The sequence below is a fragment of the Mesorhizobium newzealandense genome, from assembly GCF_042682145.1.
GTDB lineage: Bacteria > Pseudomonadota > Alphaproteobacteria > Rhizobiales > Rhizobiaceae > Mesorhizobium > Mesorhizobium newzealandense.
This window is the reverse complement of sequence record NZ_JBHUGZ010000001.1, coordinates 539,304-559,254: the sequence shown is the minus strand read 5'-3', so window position 1 is coordinate 559,254 and position 19,951 is coordinate 539,304. Positions and strand designations below refer to the sequence as shown.

The following is a 19,951-nucleotide window of genomic DNA, read 5'->3' as shown; positions in this document are numbered from 1 at the left end:
ATGTCAGCTCTCCGCCCGTCGCCGATCGCGCCGACCGTCGATTTCGACCGCGACGGCATCCAGCATGGCTTCCTGCGCTTGCCCTACAGCCGTGACGATTCGGCATGGGGCTCGGTGATGATCCCGATATGCGTCATTCGCAACGGCAAGGGACCAACAGCACTGCTTTCCGGCGGCAACCATGGCGACGAATATGAGGGGCCGCTGGCGCTCTACGATCTTGCCCGCACACTCGATCCGAAAGATGTCAGCGGCACCATCATCATCGTGCCGGCGATGAACTATCCGGCCTTCCGCGCCGGCACGCGCACCTCGCCGATCGACAAGGGCAATATGAACCGCAGCTTTCCTGGCCGGCCGGACGGCACCGTGACCGAGAAGATCGCCGACTACTTCCAGCGCGATTTGCTGCCTCGTGCCGACATCGTGTTCGACTTCCATTCCGGCGGCAAGACGCTGGACTTCGTGCCGTTCTGCGCCGCGCACACTTTGCCTGACAAGGCGCTGGAGCAGAAAGCCTTCGACGCGGTGGCGGCATTCGCAGCCCCGTTCTCGATGCGCATGATCGAGATCGACGCCGTCGGCATGTACGACACGGCAGCCGAGGAGATGGGCAAGGTCTTTGTCAGCACGGAACTTGGCGGTGGTGGCACCTCGCGCGCGCAAACCGTGCGGATCGCGCGGCGCGGCATCCTCAATGTGCTGCGCCATGCCGGCATCGTTGAAGGTGCGGTCGAGAAGAGCAAAACCCGATGGCTTGACATGCCGTCGGGCGACTGTTTCTCGTTTGCCGAAGACGACGGCATGATCGAAACCATGGTTGATCTCGGTGAGCCCGTCGAAGAAGGCGCGGTGCTGGCCCGCATCCATTCCGTCGGCCGCACCGGCGTCGCCCCGCAGGAAATCAAGGCAAAAATGTCGGGCATGCTGGCGGCGCGGCATTTCCCCGGCCTGGTCAAGGCCGGCGACTGCGCGGCGGTGGTGGCTGTGGAAGTCTGAGCGGTTCCGCCCGGAAGCCTGCTCCGGCGGTCAGGTGCCGAAATCTTGCGGCTTTCCGTCCTTCGCGGAGCCCTCCGGCGCGGCGGAACGAAGCAGCACGGCGCGCAGAGTCGACATTGCATGAGGATGTCACTATATACCGGCGGCTTCGACCCGCGCGCCTGAGGGCAGCGCCGCCGAAGCGACTGTAAATGTGTTACGGATTGCGCCATCTATTGTGACGAAAATCGGCTCGGAAACCGGAAAAAAGCAAATAGAAACAGTGGCGCAGAGCTGGGCGTGATCCCAGCCAACGGTACCGACCCCTCAGAAACAGAAAATGCTCTTGACCCCTCGATTTCCTTTGGCTCTGTGGACCTTGGACAAGATCGGCTTGCCGGTTGGTGACGACTCGGCTCGTATGGGGACATGCATCCTTTACGGGATGTCGGCGTTTATGATTACCAACCGGCTTTGCCGCCAGGGAACAGCAGTATGAGTGAACACGCGATCGAGTTCTTGCGGGGATGGATCGGCGAAAAGGTCCAGTGCCAGTCATCCGAGGCCAGGATCGAGAAGCAGGCCGAGACTCTGGCCAGGGAATGCGCTGCCAAGGCGGCGGAAGTCGGCATCCCCCTGGAGGATATCCAGGAAGAGGTCGGCGACATTCAGGAACTGATTGCCTCCCGGCTCGAGGAAGCGGCGGAGGCCGACGAGCACCAGCAGGCCGCCAGCAAAGCCGCGGAATAGCCGCTTAGAGCAATTCCAGGAAAAGTGTGAAACGGTTTTCCGTCCGGAATTGCGTCAAAACAAAGGGATAGAGCGGTTCGGCGTTTCCGTGAAACGATGAACCACTCTAGGACAGTCCCTTCTTAAATACGCGGGCTATTCGGCCCGCGTCTTCATATCAGCTATCCCCTCAGCCAAACTTCTCTTTCAACCACGTTTTCGGCAGCGCCGGCACGAAATTGCCGTCGCGTCCGGTCATGTCGTCATTGGCGACCAAGGCGTTGAGGATCGCTTCCTCCACGGCCTGGATCACCGCATCGAAAAACGGATCGATGTCGGTGTCCGGGATAAAATCGGCGCTGGCGATGCGGCCGGATGGCGCCAGCGCCGCGCTCGCATTGGCGGTCGAGAAGGCGATGAAAATATCGCCTGAGCTGTGATAGCCGAAGCCGCCTGTCATCGCGACGCCAAGCGGCACGCGGCGAGCCAGTCGCTTCGTCTGGTGCGGCAGGAACGGCGCGTCGGTGGCGATGACGGCAATGATCGAGCCCTTTTCGGCACGCGGCGTGCCCTGCCTGATCGCCGGCTCGGCAAGGTCTTGCCCGGCGCGCAGGCCGCGAACCGTAAAATTGTGCCGTTTGCCGAAATTCGACTGCACGAAGGCGCCGACCGTGTAGGCGCGGCCTCGCCATTCGACGATGCGCGACGCGGTCCCGGAGCCGGCCTTGAAGCCGAAAGTGATCATGCCGGTGCCACCGCCGACGCTGCCTTCCTCGATGGGTCCGCCGGCCGCGCCGTCGAGTGCCTGGGCAACATGCTCTGATGTCAAATGGTGGCCATTGATGTCGTTGAGGAAGCCGTCATAGGTCTCCGCCGCCACTGGCAGGCCCCAGGCGCTGTCGAGTGCCGCTGGCAGCACGCGTTGCATCCAGCGCAGCGTACCGTCGCGTGAGACACCGCAGGAATGCGTGTTGGTGATGGTGATCGGGAAGTTGAAAGCGCCGGTTTCCTCGACGATGTGCGAGCCGGTCAGCTCGCCATTGCCGTTCTGGCTGAAGATGCCGGCGAAAACCGGCGTGGCAAGCTCGGCACGCGGCCTGGGCAGGATTGCGGTCACGCCAGTGCGCACCGGTCCCTGGCCGACGACGAGCGCGCCATCGCCCGAAATCAATGTCGCATAACCGACCGCTACACCGGGCACATCGGTGATCGCGTTGAATGGACCGGGCCTCCCGTCGAAGCCGATGCCGAAGCTTCGCGCGCGCGGCTTGCCGGAAGGCGTAGCCAGGTGGTTCGGATTGTCGGTCATAGTCTCAGAACAGCGATCCCTGATTGCCGGGCGCCTTGGCCTTGGCGGCTGGCTTGGCCACGGTTTTCGGTCTTGCCGTGCCGCTGGTTGCAATCGCATCGGTGGTGCCGTCGGCGAACTCCAGCGAAAGTGCCATTCCCGACGCCACCTCGGCCGCATGTTTGATCACCGCCCCGTCGGCGTCCTTCACCAGGGCGAAGCCACGCGCCAGAACGGCCTTGTGCGAAAGCGTGGTCAGCAGGCGGTCGGCCTGGCTCAGCTGTGCGCGCAGGCGCTCGAGCCGCACGGAAATCACCCGATCCTGCCGCCGTGCCAATGCTGCCAGCGTGTCGCCTTGCAGTTTATGGCGTCGTACGATCGGCGCCGGCGACAGACGCGCCGCGGTGCGCGAAAATCGCGCCCGACGTTCGCGTACGATTGCAAAAAACGCCGCTTGCGCGCGGGCGAGATCGCGCCCGGTCAGCGTGCGGGCTTCATTCATGCGCCGCGACAGGGTGGCCGGCGTCAGCCTTTGGCCTTGAAGCCGCGCCCGCTTGCGATCGACGCTGACAGACAGCGCCCGGCCGAGCCTAGATGTCGCCTCGTCGAGGCGGCGGCGCGGCAGCGCCAGCAATTGATCGGGCGAGGGCAGCGCGCGAGCCGCCGCGCGGGCGGCCTGCCGTTTGCGCTCGAAATTGCGCAAGACCGCCGCCTTGAGCCGCGCGCCGAGGCTGGCAAGCGTCGCTTCGAGGTCGGCCTTCACCGGTACGGCAATTTCGGCGGCACCTGTCGGCGTCGGCGCCCGCACATCCGCGACGAGGTCGATCAGCGTCCAGTCCGTCTCGTGGCCAACAGCCGAGATCACCGGAATGGCGGAGGCGGCGACGGCGCGCGCCAGCGCCTCGTCGTTGAAGCCCCAGAGGTCTTCGAGGCTGCCACCGCCGCGCGCCACGATCAGCAGATCGGGACGCTGGATGGCGCCATCCCAGGCCAGCGCGTTGAAGCCGTTGACTGCGGCGGTCACTTCCACGCCTGCCGTCTCACCCTGCACACGCACCGGCCAGACCAGCACATGCAGCGGAAACCGGTCCTTGATGCGGTGGATGATGTCGCGGATGACGGCGCCCGTCGGCGAGGTGACGACACCGATGACGCACGGCATGAACGGCAGCAACCGCTTGCGGCCGGCGTCGAACAGACCCTCGGCCTGCAGCCGGCGCTTGCGCTCTTCCAGCAGCGCCATCAGGGCGCCGGCGCCGGCGGGCTCCAGATTGTCGATGACGATCTGGTAGTTGGACTTGCCGGGATAGGTGGTGAGCTTGCCAGTGGCGATCACTTCCATCCCCTCCTCGGGGCGGAATTTCAGCCGGCTCATTGTGCCCTTCCACACCACGGCGTCGAGCCGCGCGCGATCATCCTTCAGCGCGAAATAGGCATGACCGGACGAATGCGGTCCGCGATAGCCCGATATTTCGCCGCGCACCCGCACATTGCCGAAGACGTCCTCGACCGTGCGCTTCAGCGCACCTGAAATCTCGCTCACCGTGTATTCGGTGGCATTGGTGCGTGATTCGGATGCTGCCTCGCTCATCGGCTGATTGAGCGGCTGTTGCCCGTCCGCGTCAAGGCGGCAGCCCGCGATCGACTCCGAACGGATTTCATAACGCGATCTTAAGCCTGTTTTGATTGAGTAAGCGATCCTGGGGATAGCCACTACGCATGAGCATACGCGCGCACCGCAGCCCATTGACGTTTCAGGTTACCATGACGGTGCTGGCGCTTGCCGTTTTCGCACTCGCCATGGTTGTCGGCTTCGGCTTCTACGCCACGATGCAGGCTGACCGGGTTTCGCTTGAGCGGCAGAAGATATTTCTCGCCGATGGCCTTCAGGATCAGATCGCAGCGGTGGAGCGCGAGCAGGAGAGCATCACCGTTTGGGACGATTCCGTCATCAATGCAAAGGCCGGCAACCAGCAATGGATGGTCGAGAACATCAGCGTCTGGATGTACACCTATTACGGCTATGACCGGGTCTATATCCTGGATGCCGCCAATCGTCCGGTCCATGCGATGCGCGAAGGCAAGGTGGTGGCGTCGGCCGTCTATGACGAGGATGAGCCCGTCCTGCGGGCAACGGTCGAAAGGCTGCGCGGGCTGATCGCCCAGCCGCCGGATGCGGACCAGGGCCCGGCCAAGATGGTCGCCGAGGACCTAGTGTCGCTTGGCGGCAAGCCCGCCATCCTCAGCATCGCACCGCTGGTGCCGAGCTCGGACCGTGTCACCCAGGCGCCGGGTAGCGAATATCTCCATGTCGCGGTCGAATTCATCAGCGACGCCGTCATCGGCAAGATCGCCAAAAAATATCTGCTTGATGGCGCACACCTGCTGCCTTTGTCACAACCGGTCGGCGCGGCCGCCATTCCGCTGATTGACTCACATGGCCTGATCCAGGGCTATATCGGCTGGGATCAGGAGCGTCCCGGTCTGACGCTCGTGCGCAAGGCAGCTCCCGCTCTGATCCTTGCGGTATTGGTCGCAGCCAGCATGCTTGCGTTCCTGCTGCGGCGCCTGCGCCGCGCGTCGTCGGCATTGCAGACCAGCCAGAGCGAGGCCCAGTATCTTGCCTTTCACGATACCCTCACCGGTCTCCCCAACCGGGCTCTGTTCGACGACCGGCTGCGTCGCGCGCTGCTGACGGCCAGCCACGACGCCGTGAAGGTGGCTCTGCTCTATCTCGATATCGATCGCTTCAAGCATGTCAACGACACGTTCGGCCATCCCGCTGGCGACGAACTCGTGCGCCAGACTGCCGCCCGGCTTCAGCAGACAATTCGCGACGTCGATACGGTGGCTCGGCTCGGTGGCGACGAGTTCGCCATCATCCTGATCGATGTCCGCAACATTCGGGATGCCGAGGATGTCTCTGAAAGGCTGCAGCAAGAACTGCAGCAGCCCTTCAAGCTGATGGACGACCAGGTCTTTGTCAGCGCCAGCATCGGTATCGCTTTGTCGACGGGTCCCGAGGCCGACGCCGACGACCTGCTGCGCAGGGCCGACATCGCGCTGTACGAAGCCAAGAGGAATGGCCGCGGCCGCTACCAGGTCTTCGCCGGCGACATGGACGACCTGTTGCTGCGCAAGCGCAAGGTCGAAAGCGAACTTCGCAAGGCCTTGGCCGGTGGCGGCGGCATCAAGCTGGCATATCAGCCGATCTTTGCCGCCGACGGCAGGACGATCCTCGGTGCCGAAGCGCTGATCCGCTGGGCGCATGAAATCCATGGCGCGTTGCCGCCGCAACAGTTCATCGCCATTGCCGAGGAACGCGGCTTGATCGGCGAGCTCGGCAAATGGGTCCTGCTCGAGGCCTGCCGCTTTGCGGTCGGCACGCAATTGCCCTGGGTGGCCGTCAATGTCTCGCCGCTGCAGTTGCGCGACGCCGGCTTCGCCGACAAGGTGGCGTCGATCCTTGCCGAGACCGGGCTAGCGCCGGCGCGGTTGCAGCTCGAGATCACCGAAAGCGTGCTTCTGGAAAACAACGACACCACCAGGATGGTTCTGGCCGCCTTGCGCCAGACGGGCATTGGCGTCGCGCTCGATGATTTCGGCACCGGCTATTCATCGCTGAATTACCTGCGCCGCCATGCCATCGACAAGCTCAAGATCGACCGTTCCTTCGTGCGGCTTCTCGACGACGACCGCAGCTCCGCCGCGATCGTCAAGGCGTTGATCGACCTTGCCATCGCTCTTGACGTCGAGGTCACCGCGGAAGGCGTCGAGACCGAGGAGCAAAAGGCATTGCTCGTCGGCATGGGCTGCCATCAGTTGCAGGGCTATCTGCTGTCACCGCCGCTTGAGCCCGTTCAATTGCTGGTCCTCGCAGGCCCGTCGCTCGGTGAGAGTGAGCCGGCTTCGGCGCTTGGTTGACCTACCTAGCAGGCAGGATCCGGCCTACCAGCCCGGCAGGATCTGGTTTGGCTTGGTTCGCCTCATCTTGGCAAAGGCCAGTGCCGCGAAGTCGAACGTCCCGGCCTCTTCGCCGATCGGCACCGAGATATTGTCCAGGCTTTCCGAAATATGGCGGGCAAGCGCATCGACGATCTCCGGTCGCGACGTCTGGCCGCGCATGATGCCGATACGGCAATCGGGCAGGGCACCAAAGCCGTCGGCTTCACCCAGCACCCGCATGCCGGGCCTCAGCGCACATTCCGGCAGCACCGAGATCGCCAGGCCGGAAAGCACCGCGGCGGTGATGACGGTTGCCGAGAAGCTGGTGAACAGGATGCGATAGTCGCGCCTCTGCTGGTCGAGCACATCGACGGCAGCGCGCCGCCAGATGCAGTTCGGCCGGCCAAAGGCCATAGGCAGCGTCTGCTGCTCGTGCGTCGCATGGTTGGCCGAGGTGACCCACAGCAGTGGCTCACGCCGCACCACCTCCGACTGACCACGTACATCGTTGTGCGTCACCAGCGCCAGGTCGAGATTGCCGCGCTTGATATGCTCGACCAGCCCCGGCGTCGGCTCGCAGATGACGGTCAGTTCGACGCGCGGATTGGAGCGTGTGAACCGCGCCATGATCTCGGGCAGGAAACGGTCGGCATAGTCGTCGGGCGTGCCGATGCGGATCGTGCCTTCGAGGCGCCGGTCGTCGAAGGCGGCCAGCGTTTCGCGGTTGAGATAGAGCAGCCGCCGCGCATAGGAGAGCAGCTTGTCGCCCTCCTCGGTCAGCCGGTTGGTGCGCCCGTCCTTTTCGAACAGCGGCTTGCCGATCCGTTCCTCCAGCCGGCGCATCTGCATCGATACCGCCGACTGGGTGCGGTGCACCTCTTCGGCCGCCCGCGTAAAGCTGCCGGTATCGGCAATCGAGATGAAGGTCTGCAATTGATCGAGATCGAGCGGCGCTTTCATCGGTCCAATCCATCACTAGTGTTGATGCTAAAGATTAGAAACATTCGTTGGATTAATCAATCGGCTGATGGCAAATTGCGATTGTCCACATGAAGGCATGTGAATTGGGACCGGAACGGCCGCTGTCGCTAGCGCCGTTAGCCAGGTTTCGTCCGTTCGAGTCTGAAGGAGACCGACATGACCACGTTTGATTTCGCCACTGAGACCTCGCGCATCACCTCGCGTCCGGCCGTTGCGACGCGCGTGGCAAACACCGTCTCCAACATCTACCGCGCCTGGAAAAACCGCCGCGCCTTCTATCGCCTTGGCGAGATGTCGGATTCCGAACTAGCCGACATCGGCCTGACGCGCGCCGACCTGCATGTCGCCATCGACGTGCCGTTTGGCCGCGACCCGACAGCCATGTTGCGCGAAATCGCCAGCGATCGCGTCGAAACGATCGAGGATATCGCCCGCAAGGTGGCCTGATCGTTTTGCTTGATTGCTATCGTTTCGGTTGCCGTGAACCTTTTTGAGGTTCGACGCGACTGACGAGTATGCAGGCCCCCACTCCCTGCCGGATCCCCGCCGGTCCGCCTGCAGTCTGCCCGGTCCTCCCAGGACCGGGCTTTTCTTTTTCTGCTTGGCCGAAGGTCCGCTGCCAGCTAGCGCCGATCCATGTCCCGCTTGAACTGGTCAAAGATCGTTTCCACGCCCTTCTGGTATTCATCACGCTGCTGGGCGCCGGTCTCGAACATCTTGCCGAACAGGTCGTCGAATGGATTCCTCGGCCGGCCGCTCGGATTGGCCTGCGGTTGCGGCGCCTGTGGCGCCTGACGCTGCTGTGGGGGCGCCTGTGGCTGTTGCGGCGCCGGCTGTCCACCGGGCATGCCGCCGAAACCGCCACCACCGCCTTGCCGCAGCATCTCCTCGAAGATCTTTCCCAGCGGATTGTCGCCATAGGGGCTCTGCGTCTGTTGCGGCTGTGGCTGAGCCCGGCCTTGCGGCTGCTGTGCCCCACCGCCGAACATGTCTTGCAGCACCTTGCCGAGCGGATTGTCGCCATAGGGATTGGGCGCCGGCTGTGGCTGGCTTTGCGGCTGCGGCGTCCCGCCGCCGAACATGTCCTGCAACACCTTGCCGAACGGATTGTCCATCGGGTTCTGCGGCTGCGGCGCCTGGCTTGGCTGCGGAGCCGGGGCCTGCATGCCGCTCTGCCGCATCATCTGCTCGATGATCTCGCCGAGCGGATTGTTGCCGCCGCCGCCAAAGCCGCCGGCGGCCTGCATTTGGTTTGTCGTCTGCTTGAACAGCCCGCCCATGACCATCGAGGCGATGGCCGGCAGCATCTGCTGCAGGATCTGCTGGCTGACGCCGCTCGCTTGCGCCGCCTGGCTGGCCACGGCGCGCGACAGGTCCTTCGAGCCGAACAGATGTCCCAGAATCCCGTTGCCCTCATCGACGCCTTGCGGCGAGAAGGCTCGGGTGGCGTCCTCGAAATATTTGGCGTGCTGGCCGCTTGCCATCGCCGTCATGAAGGCGCCGAGCCCATAGGGGTCGGCAGTGTTGCGCTGCAGCCCCTGCGAAAAGGCCGGCAGCAGAGCGGCAACGGCAGCCTGTGTCTGCTGCATCGAAAGCCCGTATTGTTGGGCAAGGGCCTGCATGCCGTTGCCGTTCTGGGCCTGCGCCAGCATATCGAACAAGGTAGGCATCGGCTTCTCCTCCGGGAAATCCTAGGGTGGAGAACCTAATTCGTTTCGATGACCGATTGAAGCGGCTTTTGCCAATCAGTTGGCCGCGCCGACTTCGCAGGATTAATAGGCGTATTCCATGAACACCGGCTCGATCGAGCCACCCCAGCGCGTATGATACGCGGAGAGCATCTCCTCGGCGCTGGTGGTGCCGCGCGCGACAACTTCGTCCAAAGTGTTGAGGAACGAGGTCTCGTCATAGCCGTCGCGGTTCTTGCGGCCACGGTTCTTCAGCCCCATGCGCGAGATCACCATCACGTCGCGGGCGATCTCGCGCAGCGTGGTGTTGCGGAAGGGCGCGGAAATGCCTTGTTCCGGCACCGCGTTGCGCATCGCCAGCACTTCCTTGTAGCTCCAGCTTGAGGTCAACGCCTCCGCCGCGTCGAGCGCGGCCTCGTCATAGAGCAGCCCGACCCAGAAGGCCGGCAGCGCGCAGATACGCCGCCACGGCCCGCCGTCGGCGCCGCGCATTTCCAGAAAACGCTTCAGCCGCACATCCGGGAACAGCGTCGACAGATGGTTCGCCCAGTCGCCCATTGTCGGCAGCCCGTCCGGCACTTCATTGCGCGCGGCCCCGGCCATGAACTGGCGGAAGGTGATATGCGTCATGTCGTGATAGTGACCGTCGCGGATGACGAAATACATCGGCACGTCGAGCGCCCATTCGACATAGTCGGCGAAACCGAACTCGGGCGAGAAGCAGAATTCGAGCAGGCCCGAGCGTTGATTGTCGGTGTCGCGCCAGATGTCGCCGCGCCAGCTTTGCAATCCGTTCGGGTGGCTGTCGGTGAAAGGCGAATTGGCGAACAATGCCGTCGACAGCGGCTGCAGTTTCAACGACACCTGCATCTTGCGGCGCATGTCGGCTTCGCTCTCGAAGTCGAGATTCACCTGGATCGTGCAGGTGCGGTACATCATGTCGAGGCCTTTGGTGCCGACCTTGGGCATGTAGCGCGTCATGATCTCGTAGCGCGACTTCGGCATTTTCGGCGTCTCGGCCAGCGACCATTTCGGGCTGCCGCCGAGGCCGAGAAAGCGGATGCCCATCGGCTCGGCGATCTCGCGCACCTGCGCCAGATGCGCATTGCCCTCGCGGCAGGTCTGGTGGATCGTCTCCAGCGGCGCGCCGGACAGCTCGAACTGGCCGCCGGGCTCCAGCGAAATCGCGCCCTGGCCGGTCGGCTCGACCAGGCCGATGATGCGCCCGTCATCGATGATCGGATCCCAGCCGAGCTTTGACTGCATGCCTTCGAGGATGGCGCGGATGCCGCGCTCGCCGCCATAGGGCACGGGCGCGTTACCGTCGACATAGAACGGGAATTTCTCGTGTTCCGTGCCGATGCGCCACTTGTCGCGCGGCTTGTTGCCTTCGGCCAGATGCTCGACGAGCTCATCGACGCCTTCGATCGGGCGGAAATCGGTTGTGTCGCGCGCCATTTACAAGCCCTCCGGGACGGTTGGACAACCGCCGGCGCTAAATGGACGAAATGTCAGCAGACGATCAAGCGAAAAATCCTGAGCCAGAGGTCAAGAGGAATTGAACGGTACAGTCCTGTCGATCCCTTGCAAGAAATCAAGTCTCACCAGTCTCCGACGGTTGCCTGGATCACCGCAAGGGCGGCCACCGCTGCCGTGTCGGCGCGCAGGATGCGCGGGCCGAGCGGAATGGCTGTGACGAAGGGCAGGGCGCGCAGCGTCTTGCGCTCGTCGTCGGAGAACCCACCCTCCGGCCCGACCAGCAGCCCAAGCTTCTCTTCTTTCACCGCATGCAATGCGGGCAGCGGATTGTTGGTCGAGGCGTCCTCGTCGCAGAAGATCAGCCGCCGCTCCCTGTCCCAGCCGGCCAGCAGGCGGTCGAACTTTTCCGCTTCGCGCACTTCCGGCACCGCCAGGATGCCGCATTGCTCGGCGGCTTCGACGACATTGGCGCGCAGGCGATCGATGGAAGGCTTGGCCACTTGCGTGTGCTGGGTGATGACCGGCTGCAGGATGCCGGCGCCCATCTCGACCGCCTTCTGCACGAGATAGTCGAGCCGGCCCTGCTTCAGCGGCGCAAAGCAGTAGATGAGGTCGGGCAGCGGCGGCTGCGGCCGTTGCAGCGCCAGCACCTTCAGCCGCACCGCCCTTTTTGATTTCGCTGCGATGGCCGCCGACCACTCGCCGTCGCGGCCGTTGAAGACAAGGATTTCGGCGCCTTCGCCGAGCCGCAGCACATGCAGCAGATAATGGCTCTGCTGCTGACCGGCATCGAACTCGACATCCGTCCCGAGGTCGTCGGGCACGAACAGGCGTTGCATCTTGTAATTGGCGCGCATCGCCGAGGAATGAGCGAGCAGCCCGTCGGCGTCAAGCCTCCGCGGAAGGATGCCACGCCGGTCGAAAGCCATGCCGCAGGACGGCGAGCGTCGTGGCCGGCGTCCGCAGCGCAAGCGGCTTGCCGTGCAGGCCAACGGCGGGTGGGCCATATCCAGCGAACGACCAGCGCAGTGCCTTGCCGCCGCGCAAGGCATAGGCATTGCCGCCATCCGCAACCATCGCGCCATCCGGCAGGCCTGCGAGCACTTCAAAGGTCACCATCGGAGGCTTGCCGCCCGACGCCAGCCGCTCCTTGTGCAGCCGCCTGTCGACCTGCGGCGCGCGCGGTTCGGCAATGCCGAAGGCTTCGCCGAACCGGCCGACGAAATCCCTGGCCCGTTCGCGCTGGCAAAAGAAACAGGGGCGATGCCCGGCCGCCAGCGCCGTCACCTCGTCGAGGAAAAACAGCTCGGTCCAGCCGGCCTTGCCGCCCAAAGGGTCGTCGCTCTTCCGGTTGCGGCCCATCGGTTCGCGCCGCACATTGCGGAACTGGCAGACGCAGATGATCCAGGCCGGAAGCGCCCACCGCTTTCTCAGCAGTGTCTTTGTCTCGGGATCGTGGATGATGCCGCGATTGCCGGTGAACAGGCCGCGCTCGGGCACGGCGTGGATGGCACCGAACGGATCGACCCGGTTCTGCAGTGGCATAGCTTTCTCCCGCAACACGCATCTTGGCTGCAATGCAGGCGGCATGATATCGCTCGTCGCATCTTTTTCATGTCAGCAGGGTTTTGCATGCGGGTGCTGGTGGTCCAGAACTACGACAATACCGGCCTTGGCCAGGTTGGCGCCGCTCTTGCCGAAGCCGGAGCCGATCTCGATCTGCGCCTCCCCTACAAGGGCGATCCCCTGCCGGACGACGCGGCCGGGCACGATGCCATGGTGGTGCTCGGTGGCGGCCAGAATGCGCTGGCCGACGACGAGTATCCCTATTTCCCGGCATTGCTCGAACTGACCCGCGATTTCGCCGACAAGGACCGCGCCGTGCTCGGCATCTGCCTCGGCAGCCAGCTCGTTGCCCGCGCCTTTGGCGGCGAGAACCGCATTGGCGGCGCCAACGAGTTCGGCTGGCGCGGCGTGTCGCTGACGCCCGACGCCAAGGCCGATCCGGTGCTGGGCGCGTTGCCGCAAAAATTCCCGATCTTCCAGTGGCACGACGACACGTTCGTTTTGCCTGAAAACGCCGTGCGGCTCGCCGGCAACGATGTCGCCGAGAACCAGGCGTTTCGCGTCGGCCGCGCCGTCTACGGCTTCCAGTTCCACTTCGAGGCTGATCGGCCGATGGTGCAGGACTGGAGCACGTCCTTCGCACCGACCATCGCCGCGCGCCATCCCGACTGGGCTGGCGAGCTCGATGGCGAAATGGCCCGCAACGGGCCTGACGCCGATGCTGCCGGCCTCGCCATCGCCCGCGCCTGGGTGGCGACCATCTGAGCGTCCGTCCTTCGCGCACTCCCGCGTGACATAATTGGCACGCGGCGGTGAAACCGCCTGGGGACAATCCGTTTCATCCTTGGCTTGTGTCAGCCCGTCATCCTAGAAGGCGCGCGCTCTGCATCGGCTGTGCAACCGCGATGAACCTTTTGTGTGACCCGCGCGACACACCGCCGATACAGAAGATGCCTAGAAGCGCAAAATCGTCGAAACTTTGAAGCGAATTCTCCGTTTCAACGCATTGGTAACCGCCCGGTGCACAGATGCAGAAAGCTCAACAAGAGATGACCTCCGTGAAAGCAGCGCTTCTGTCCTTTGCCATGTTGTCCGCCATTGTCCTGTGCGGCCTCGGCATCTATTCCGCCGACGCAGCCAACAATCACAACGCCGTCGACGGTTACGGCGTCACCGCCTCGCTTCGCTAAAAGCCGGAAGCGTCTTTCGCGTCCTCGGACGCGGAGGCTCAAGCTTCCTTGACGGTCATTGTCAGGATGCGTTTGTCCGGGCCGTCCACGACGAGCGCGCTCAGCATCCCTGATTGCCAGGCAAGCGTGTCGACATTGACGCGGTTGGCCATCACCTCCGCCTCCGGCACCGGCGTGTGGCCGTGCACCACGATCTTCGGGAACAGGCCCGGATAATTGTGGAAGATGTCGCGGATCCAGATCAGGTCCTGCGGGTTTTGCCTTGCAAGCGCGATGCCCGGCCTGATGCCGGCATGGCAGAAGAAGAAATCACCCAGCGTCAGCGAAAGCCGCAGCGATCGCAGAAAATCGATGTGAGTTTGCGGCACCGCTTCGACCAAAGATTGATGTCCTTTGCGCACGGCGGACTCGGAGTTGCCGAACCACATGCTGGTGCCTTCGGTGATTGCCACACCGTAGGACAGCGCCGTCTGGATGCCGCCGAAACGGATGAAAAGCCCCTCCGGGTCGGGCTTCTTGAGAAAGTCGAGAAAACCGATGTCGTGGTTGCCGGCCAGCATCAGATGGCGTGGGTCGCGCTCTCGCGCTTCGATCAGGAAGTCGATGACGCCCTTTGAGTCTGGTCCGCGGTCGACATAGTCGCCAAGATGGATGACGCGCCAGTCGGCAGGCGCCTCCTGCCGGATTTCGGCCTCGATGCTTCGATGCATGGCGGCCAGCAGGTCAAGCCGGCCATGCACGTCGCCAATCGCGTAGAGACGCACACCTTCCGGCCCATGCGCGTCGAGAAAGTGGATGCCGGGTTCTGCCAACTCTGCGCTGTCTCCGTGGTCACGCTGTCACGGACTTAGCGCCGGAGCTGATCCTTGCCCATGTCGGTGACCAGACGCTTTCCGCACAACGCCAGCGTGATGTCCATCTCCTTGCGGATGATTTCCAACGCCTTGGTAACCCCTTCCTTGCCGAGGGCACCCAGGCCGTAAAGAAATGGGCGCCCGATATAGGTGCCCTTGGCGCCGAGGCAGAGCGCCTTCAGCACATCCTGGCCGGAGCGAATGCCACCGTCCATGTGGACTTCGATCGTGTCGCCGACCGCATCGGCGATTTCCTCCAGCGCCATGATCGAAGACGACGCACCGTCGAGCTGCCGCCCGCCATGGTTGGATACGATGATCGCATCGGCGCCGGTCTTGGCCGCCATCAGCGCATCTTCCTTGTCGAGAATACCTTTCAGGATCAGCTTGCCGCCCCAGCGTTCCTTGATCCAGGCGACATCCTTCCACGACAGATGCGGATCGAACTGCTCGGTCGTCCATGACGACAGCGATGCGACGTCGCCGACGCCCTTGGCGTGGCCGACAATGTTGCGGAAGGTGCGGCGCTTGGTGCCGGCCATGCCCATCCACCAGCGCGGCCGGATGGCGATGTCGGCGATGTTGGCCAGCGTCATCTTGGGTGGCGCCGAAAGCCCGTTGCGGACATCCTTGTGGCGTTGTCCGAGGATCTGCAGATCGAGCGTCAGCACCAGGGCCGAGCACTTCGCCGCCTTCGCCCTGTCGATCAGGTTGAGCACGAAATCCTTGTCGCGCAGCACGTAGAGCTGGAACCAGAACGGCTTTTTCGTCACCGACGCGACGTCTTCGATCGAGCAAATGCTCATCGTCGACAAAGTGAACGGCACGCCGAATTCCTCGGCCGCCTGCGCCGCCAGCATCTCGCCATCGGCGTGCTGCATGCCGGTCAGTCCGGTTGGCGCCAGCGCCACCGGCATTGCCACCTTTTCGCCGATCATGGTCGATTCCAGCGACCGGTTGCTCATGTCGACCAGCACGCGCTGGCGGAACTTGATCTTGGCGAAATCCTCCTCGTTGGCCCGGTAGGTGCTTTCAGTCCAGGCGCCGGAATCGGCATAGTCGAAGAACATTCTTGGCACGCGCCGGCGCGCGAGGTCCTTGAGATCGGCGATGGTGAGGATTTGGCTCATTGAGGTCCCTGCCTATCAGTCCTAGGAGCGTCTGCGAGTGGGTTCGATGTCGCCAGCCTCAGAGCGTTGTCTGAGCCTCAGCCGCGACACGCGTTGCCAGTCGCCGCTGCGCTCGGCCTCGGCCATCGACCGCTCGACATAGATCATGTGGTCCATCGCCGCTTGCCGCGCGGCCGCCGGGTCACCGGCCTTCACCGCTGCATGGATCGCCCGGTGCTGGGCAAGCAGGGCATCGCGCGCGCCGGGCACGGTGAACACCAGCAGCCGGTTCTGGAACACGCCTTCCGACAACAGCCGGTAGCAGGAGCGCAACGTGTGCAGGAGCAGGATGTTGTGCGCGCACTCGCAGATCGCCTGGTGGAATTCGACGTCGATTTCGGCTTCGTCGTCGAAATCGCCGGTCCGGTGCGCCTCATCCATGCGTGCCATGATGCGGTCGAGCAGCGCCAGATCCTCCGGCGTGGCACGCCGCGCCGCATACTCGGCGGCCACGCCCTCGATCTCGCGGCGGTATTCCAGATAGTCGGCCACAGCCTTGCGATGCGTCGAGATCAGGTCCGCCACCGGCTTGGTGAACAGCTGGCCGATAATGTCGGCGACATGGGTGCCGCCGCCGGCCTTGGTCGTCAAAAGGCCACGCCCTTCGAGCGCCTTCAGCGCATCGCGCAGGATCGGCCGCGACACGTCGAACTGGCGTGCAAGCTCGCGCTCACCCGGCAAACGGTCGCCGGTGCGCAGCACGCCTTCGAGGATGAGGCTCTCGATCTGCTGCACCACCTCGTCGGCGGTGCGCGAATGCTCGATCCTGGAAAAAATGTCGCTCAACAGAATGCCTGGAAGGTGAACCGGTGTCGGGCAGGATAAAGCCAGCGTCGCCAACTGGTCAAATTATTTATCCAATTGGCCGAAGCGCGTCGATTTTGCCGCCCAACGCCATATCGTCTTCGTCTAAACTTTGCTGTTTGCGTCATCTGGCGATTGGCCCTAGAGGGACGCAATGTAGGAGGGTTCACAGAAACCCGGGGAACAAGCCGTGTCAGACGACCCGTCCAATCTGGAGTTCCAGCCGCGTGCCAAGGGCAGCGTCATGGGCTTTCCGGCGCATGAAGGCCGACCCGGCGCGCTTGGCGAGGTCCATGCCCGGCCGCATCCGCTGATCGAAAAGCCGCGTGTGCTGGTGCAACTCGCCTTCATGACGGAGGGCGGCTCCGGCGTCGACCATGCGGTGCTGTCCGAATTGTCGCGACGTCTCGGCATCGCCGCACCCGACCGTCAGGCCCGCCACCACGCCATGAAATCGGGCAAGGGCTCGCTGCGCTGGGAGCGGCATACCGAATTCTCGACCTATCTGTGGGAAGGGCCGCTTTCCGAAAGCGGCAGGACGCAGGAGGATTCGCCCTTCGGCAACGGGTTTTCGCCGCCAGGCACCGTCATCTCCGGCATCAGGCTCGAAATCCGCAAGTGGACGCAAGCGAGCGAGCGGCTGATCGCCAGCTTCGACCCGACCAGCCTGTGCTATTCGCTGGTCGAACGCGGCAACGCCGCCATCGTCACCGATTTCCGCCAGGATGGCGACGGCATGACCCGCATGCTGGTGCTCGATCGTGGCCTGACGCCGGCGCGTACCGGTGCGCTGTCGCAACGATTGATCGACATCGAGACCTACCGGACGCTGGCCATGCTTGGCCTGCCATTGGCGCTGACACTGTCGGGCCGCGCCCGCCGCATCGAGGACAGGCTGGCGCAGACCACTCGGGAAATGAAGGTCGCCGAGACCCGCGACAGCCAGACGCTGCTGGCCGACCTGACCGAGCTTGCCGCCGAACTGGAAGCCGACGCCGCGTCGAGCCTTTACCGCTTTGGCGCCAGCCGCGCCTATGACGGCATTGTCGTTGAACGGCTGGAGGCGCTGGAGGAAGAAGCCGTGCCCGGCTACGACACCTGGGGTGGGTTCCTGCAGCGCCGCGTCGCGCCGGCCATGCGCACCTGCCGCTCGGTCGAGGAGCGGCAGGCCAATCTGTCGCGCAAGCTGACCCGCGCCACGACGCTGCTGCGCACCTGGGTCGATGTCGAGGTCGAGAAGCAGAACCGCGACCTGTTGGCGTCGATGAACAACCGTGCCCGCCTGCAACTGCGCCTGCAGCAGACCGTCGAAGGCCTCTCGGTCGCCGCCGTCTCCTATTATGTGGTCGGCCTCATCGGCTATGTCGCCAAGGGCGCCTCGATCTTCGGCCATGCCTTCGCGCCGGAGGTCGTCACCGCTGCTTCGGTGCCGGTCGCCATCCTGCTGGTCTGGTGGGGCGTGCGCCGGGTGCGCCGGATGCATTCCGAACCCGGCAAGCTGGCGGGCGAATAGCAGGCTTACTCACCCCAAGGTCAGACAGCGGCAGATTGCCGCTACGGAAGCTTGTCTCGACCCTGATGCTGCATTCTCACCGCCGCAGGATTTGCAACCAACGCGCTTCACTGGTAAAAGATTTTGACCAGTCAAGCAAAACGAGGCTGCTGATGTCCGGCCTGGCCATGCCGAAACCAGACGACGCCACGATGCGCCGGCGCGACGAGATCGTCGCCGACATGCGCATCATCGTGCCGGGCGAGGGTGTCGTCGACGCCGCCAATTCCATGCGGGCCTTCGAGAGCGACGGGCTGACCGCCTATCGGCAGCTGCCGCTGGTCGTCGTGCTGCCGCAGACGGTGGCGCAGGTTTCCCGCGTGTTGAAATACTGCAACGACCGCAACATCCGCGTCGTGCCGCGCGGTTCCGGCACCTCGCTGTCGGGTGGCGCGCTGCCGCTTGAGGATGCGGTGTTGCTGGTCATGAGCCGCTTCAACCGCATTCTAGCGATCGATTTCCCCAACCGCGTCGTCGTCGCCCAGCCTGGCGTCACCAATCTCGGCATCACCACCGCCGTCGAGCAGGAGGGCTTCTACTACGCCCCCGATCCATCCTCCCAGATCGCCTGCTCGATCGGCGGCAATGTCGCGGAAAATTCCGGTGGCGTGCACTGCCTGAAATACGGCCTCACCGCCAACAATGTGCTCGGCATCGAGATGGTGCTGATGAACGGCGAGGTGGTGCGGCTCGGCGGCAGTCACCTCGATGCGGAAGGCTATGACCTGCTCGGCGTCACGACCGGCTCCGAAGGGCTGCTCGGCGTCGTCACCGAGGTCACCGTGCGCATCCTGAAGAAGCCGGAGACGGCCCGCGCCCTGTTGATCGGCTTCCCGACCAGCGAGCAGGGTGGCCAGTGCGTCGCCGACATCATCGGCGCCGGCATCATTCCGGGCGGTATGGAGATGATGGACCGGCCGGCGATCCACGCCGCCGAGGATTTTGTCCATGCCGGTTATCCCCTGGATGTCGAGGCGCTGCTGATCGTCGAGCTCGACGGGCCGAGCGTCGAGGTCGACCATCTCATCACCGCCGTCGAGGCGATCGCCATCCGCAACGGCTCGACCACCTGCCGCATCTCGCAGTCCGAACAGGAGCGGCTGAGCTTCTGGGCCGGCCGCAAGGCGGCATTTCCGGCGGTTGGCCGCATCTCGCCCGACTATTACTGCATGGACGGCACCATCCCGCGCAAGGAACTGCCGCGCGTGCTCGCCGGGATGCGCGAGCTGTCGGAGAAATACGGTCTCGGCGTCGCCAACGTCTTCCACGCCGGCGATGGCAATCTGCATCCGCTGATCCTCTACGATGCCAATGTGCCGGGCGAACTCGACAAGGCCGAGAGCTTCGGCGCCGATATATTACGGCTCTGCGTCAAGGTTGGCGGCGTCTTGACCGGCGAACACGGTGTAGGGGTCGAAAAGCGCGACCTGATGCCGGAAATGTTCAACCAGATCGACCTCGACCAGCAGATGCGGGTCAAATGCGCCTTCGACCCCAACCATCTTTTGAATCCCGGCAAGGTGTTCCCGCAGCTTCGCCGCTGCGCCGAACTCGGCCGCATGCACATTTCCGGCGGCAAGCTGCCGTTTCCGGACATTCCGAGGTTTTGAGGGTGGCAATAGTGCCCAGCGTCTCCGCTCTGGCGTTTCTTCACGCCCCCCTCTGTCCTGCCGGAAGGACAGAGGGGGGCGTGAAGGATCGCGACGTCTTTGCATTGGCCAAAGGTAC

At 63.9% G+C, this 19,951-nt stretch carries 18 protein-coding genes; 8 read left to right on the top strand and 10 right to left on the bottom strand.

Annotation, left to right across the window (positions count from 1 at the left end; all coding sequences use genetic code 11):
• Together doeB and ACFSOZ_RS02400 are read left to right on the top strand one after the other, a co-directional pair.
• A complete protein-coding gene (gene doeB / locus ACFSOZ_RS02405) occupies window positions 1–999 on the top strand; it encodes a N(2)-acetyl-L-2,4-diaminobutanoate deacetylase DoeB (RefSeq protein ID WP_379093178.1) in 999 nt (332 codons plus the stop codon).
• A 474-nt stretch (window positions 1,000–1,473) separates the two neighbouring features.
• Window positions 1,474–1,728, top strand: coding sequence for a hypothetical protein (locus ACFSOZ_RS02400; RefSeq protein WP_379093175.1), 255 nt, complete (start codon window positions 1,474–1,476; stop codon window positions 1,726–1,728).
• A gap of 169 nt (window positions 1,729–1,897) precedes the next feature.
• Here ACFSOZ_RS02400 and ACFSOZ_RS02395 read toward each other — a convergent pair whose 3' ends face one another.
• The gene (locus tag ACFSOZ_RS02395; RefSeq protein WP_379093172.1) at window positions 1,898–3,016 is read right to left on the bottom strand and encodes a DmpA family aminopeptidase; all 1,119 of its coding nucleotides are present in this window, start codon (window positions 3,014–3,016) and stop codon (window positions 1,898–1,900) included.
• Between the two features lie 4 nt (window positions 3,017–3,020).
• Window positions 3,021–4,586, bottom strand: a complete 1,566-nt coding sequence (gene xseA / locus ACFSOZ_RS02390; protein ID WP_379093169.1) for an exodeoxyribonuclease VII large subunit — start codon at window positions 4,584–4,586, stop codon at window positions 3,021–3,023.
• A gap of 128 nt (window positions 4,587–4,714) precedes the next feature.
• Between xseA and ACFSOZ_RS02385 the strand changes: the two genes are divergently transcribed.
• The gene (locus tag ACFSOZ_RS02385; protein WP_379093166.1) at window positions 4,715–6,919 is read left to right on the top strand and encodes a bifunctional diguanylate cyclase/phosphodiesterase; all 2,205 of its coding nucleotides are present in this window, start codon (window positions 4,715–4,717) and stop codon (window positions 6,917–6,919) included.
• A 24-nt stretch (window positions 6,920–6,943) separates the two neighbouring features.
• Here the strand turns inward: ACFSOZ_RS02385 and ACFSOZ_RS02380 are convergent, their stop codons facing one another.
• A complete protein-coding gene (locus tag ACFSOZ_RS02380) occupies window positions 6,944–7,900 on the bottom strand; it encodes a LysR substrate-binding domain-containing protein (RefSeq protein ID WP_379093163.1) in 957 nt (318 codons plus the stop codon).
• 177 nt (window positions 7,901–8,077) lie between these two features.
• Here ACFSOZ_RS02380 and ACFSOZ_RS02375 point away from each other — a divergent pair, with 177 nt between their 5' ends.
• A complete protein-coding gene (locus ACFSOZ_RS02375; RefSeq protein ID WP_379093160.1) occupies window positions 8,078–8,368 on the top strand; it encodes a DUF1127 domain-containing protein in 291 nt (96 codons plus the stop codon).
• 176 nt (window positions 8,369–8,544) lie between these two features.
• On the opposite strand, the gene ACFSOZ_RS02370 is transcribed toward ACFSOZ_RS02375, so the two are convergent.
• From ACFSOZ_RS02370 to ACFSOZ_RS02355, 4 genes are all read right to left on the bottom strand, one after another.
• Complete coding sequence (locus tag ACFSOZ_RS02370; RefSeq protein WP_379093157.1) at window positions 8,545–9,591, bottom strand: DUF937 domain-containing protein; 1,047 nt, start codon at window positions 9,589–9,591, stop codon at window positions 8,545–8,547.
• A 102-nt stretch (window positions 9,592–9,693) separates the two neighbouring features.
• Window positions 9,694–11,067 carry a glutamate--cysteine ligase gene (locus tag ACFSOZ_RS02365; protein WP_379093154.1) on the bottom strand — a complete coding sequence of 458 codons (1,374 nt, stop codon included), beginning with the start codon at window positions 11,065–11,067 and terminating at the stop codon, window positions 9,694–9,696.
• A gap of 143 nt (window positions 11,068–11,210) precedes the next feature.
• Window positions 11,211–11,945, bottom strand: a complete 735-nt coding sequence (locus ACFSOZ_RS02360; protein ID WP_379093846.1) for a 16S rRNA (uracil(1498)-N(3))-methyltransferase — start codon at window positions 11,943–11,945, stop codon at window positions 11,211–11,213.
• 31 nt (window positions 11,946–11,976) lie between these two features.
• A complete protein-coding gene (locus ACFSOZ_RS02355) occupies window positions 11,977–12,633 on the bottom strand; it encodes a hypothetical protein (RefSeq protein ID WP_379093151.1) in 657 nt (218 codons plus the stop codon).
• Window positions 12,634–12,720: 87 nt separating this feature from the next.
• On the opposite strand from ACFSOZ_RS02355, the gene ACFSOZ_RS02350 reads away from it, so the two are divergent.
• Window positions 12,721–13,419 carry a type 1 glutamine amidotransferase gene (locus ACFSOZ_RS02350; RefSeq protein WP_379093148.1) on the top strand — a complete coding sequence of 233 codons (699 nt, stop codon included), beginning with the start codon at window positions 12,721–12,723 and terminating at the stop codon, window positions 13,417–13,419.
• A 293-nt stretch (window positions 13,420–13,712) separates the two neighbouring features.
• Window positions 13,713–13,844: a hypothetical protein gene (locus ACFSOZ_RS02345; RefSeq protein WP_257784452.1), complete on the top strand. Its 132-nt coding sequence runs from the start codon at window positions 13,713–13,715 to the stop codon at window positions 13,842–13,844.
• Window positions 13,845–13,882: 38 nt separating this feature from the next.
• Here ACFSOZ_RS02345 and ACFSOZ_RS02340 read toward each other — a convergent pair whose 3' ends face one another.
• Genes ACFSOZ_RS02340 through ACFSOZ_RS02330 form a run of 3 tightly spaced genes read right to left on the bottom strand, consistent with a single transcriptional unit; the run spans window position 13,883 to window position 16,653 of the window.
• Window positions 13,883–14,656 carry a metallophosphoesterase gene (locus tag ACFSOZ_RS02340; RefSeq protein ID WP_379093145.1) on the bottom strand — a complete coding sequence of 258 codons (774 nt, stop codon included), beginning with the start codon at window positions 14,654–14,656 and terminating at the stop codon, window positions 13,883–13,885.
• 35 nt (window positions 14,657–14,691) lie between these two features.
• Window positions 14,692–15,828, bottom strand: coding sequence for an alpha-hydroxy acid oxidase (locus ACFSOZ_RS02335; RefSeq protein WP_379093142.1), 1,137 nt, complete (start codon window positions 15,826–15,828; stop codon window positions 14,692–14,694).
• A gap of 21 nt (window positions 15,829–15,849) precedes the next feature.
• Window positions 15,850–16,653, bottom strand: coding sequence for an FCD domain-containing protein (locus tag ACFSOZ_RS02330; protein ID WP_379093139.1), 804 nt, complete (start codon window positions 16,651–16,653; stop codon window positions 15,850–15,852).
• 208 nt (window positions 16,654–16,861) lie between these two features.
• On the opposite strand from ACFSOZ_RS02330, the gene ACFSOZ_RS02325 reads away from it, so the two are divergent.
• Window positions 16,862–18,184, top strand: coding sequence for a DUF3422 family protein (locus ACFSOZ_RS02325; protein ID WP_379093136.1), 1,323 nt, complete (start codon window positions 16,862–16,864; stop codon window positions 18,182–18,184).
• A 152-nt stretch (window positions 18,185–18,336) separates the two neighbouring features.
• The gene (locus ACFSOZ_RS02320) at window positions 18,337–19,833 is read left to right on the top strand and encodes an FAD-linked oxidase C-terminal domain-containing protein (RefSeq protein ID WP_379093133.1); all 1,497 of its coding nucleotides are present in this window, start codon (window positions 18,337–18,339) and stop codon (window positions 19,831–19,833) included.
• Window positions 19,834–19,951 lie beyond the last annotated feature (118 nt).

Excerpts from the sequence above, each read along its gene's own strand:
- doeB (WP_379093178.1), top strand. The coding sequence starts at position 1 with ATGTCAGCTCTCCGCCCGTCGCCGATCGCGCCGACCGTCGATTTCGAC.
- ACFSOZ_RS02400 (WP_379093175.1), top strand. The coding sequence starts at position 1,474 with ATGAGTGAACACGCGATCGAGTTCTTGCGGGGATGGATCGGCGAAAAG.
- ACFSOZ_RS02395 (WP_379093172.1), bottom strand. The coding sequence starts at position 3,016 with ATGACCGACAATCCGAACCACCTGGCTACGCCTTCCGGCAAGCCGCGC.
- xseA (WP_379093169.1), bottom strand. The coding sequence starts at position 4,586 with ATGAGCGAGGCAGCATCCGAATCACGCACCAATGCCACCGAATACACG.
- ACFSOZ_RS02385 (WP_379093166.1), top strand. The coding sequence starts at position 4,715 with ATGAGCATACGCGCGCACCGCAGCCCATTGACGTTTCAGGTTACCATG.
- ACFSOZ_RS02380 (WP_379093163.1), bottom strand. The coding sequence starts at position 7,900 with ATGAAAGCGCCGCTCGATCTCGATCAATTGCAGACCTTCATCTCGATT.
- ACFSOZ_RS02375 (WP_379093160.1), top strand. The coding sequence starts at position 8,078 with ATGACCACGTTTGATTTCGCCACTGAGACCTCGCGCATCACCTCGCGT.
- ACFSOZ_RS02370 (WP_379093157.1), bottom strand. The coding sequence starts at position 9,591 with ATGCCTACCTTGTTCGATATGCTGGCGCAGGCCCAGAACGGCAACGGC.
- ACFSOZ_RS02365 (WP_379093154.1), bottom strand. The coding sequence starts at position 11,067 with ATGGCGCGCGACACAACCGATTTCCGCCCGATCGAAGGCGTCGATGAG.
- ACFSOZ_RS02360 (WP_379093846.1), bottom strand. The coding sequence starts at position 11,945 with ATGCGCGCCAATTACAAGATGCAACGCCTGTTCGTGCCCGACGACCTC.
- ACFSOZ_RS02355 (WP_379093151.1), bottom strand. The coding sequence starts at position 12,633 with ATGCCACTGCAGAACCGGGTCGATCCGTTCGGTGCCATCCACGCCGTG.
- ACFSOZ_RS02350 (WP_379093148.1), top strand. The coding sequence starts at position 12,721 with ATGCGGGTGCTGGTGGTCCAGAACTACGACAATACCGGCCTTGGCCAG.
- ACFSOZ_RS02335 (WP_379093142.1), bottom strand. The coding sequence starts at position 15,828 with ATGAGCCAAATCCTCACCATCGCCGATCTCAAGGACCTCGCGCGCCGG.
- ACFSOZ_RS02320 (WP_379093133.1), top strand. The coding sequence starts at position 18,337 with ATGTCCGGCCTGGCCATGCCGAAACCAGACGACGCCACGATGCGCCGG.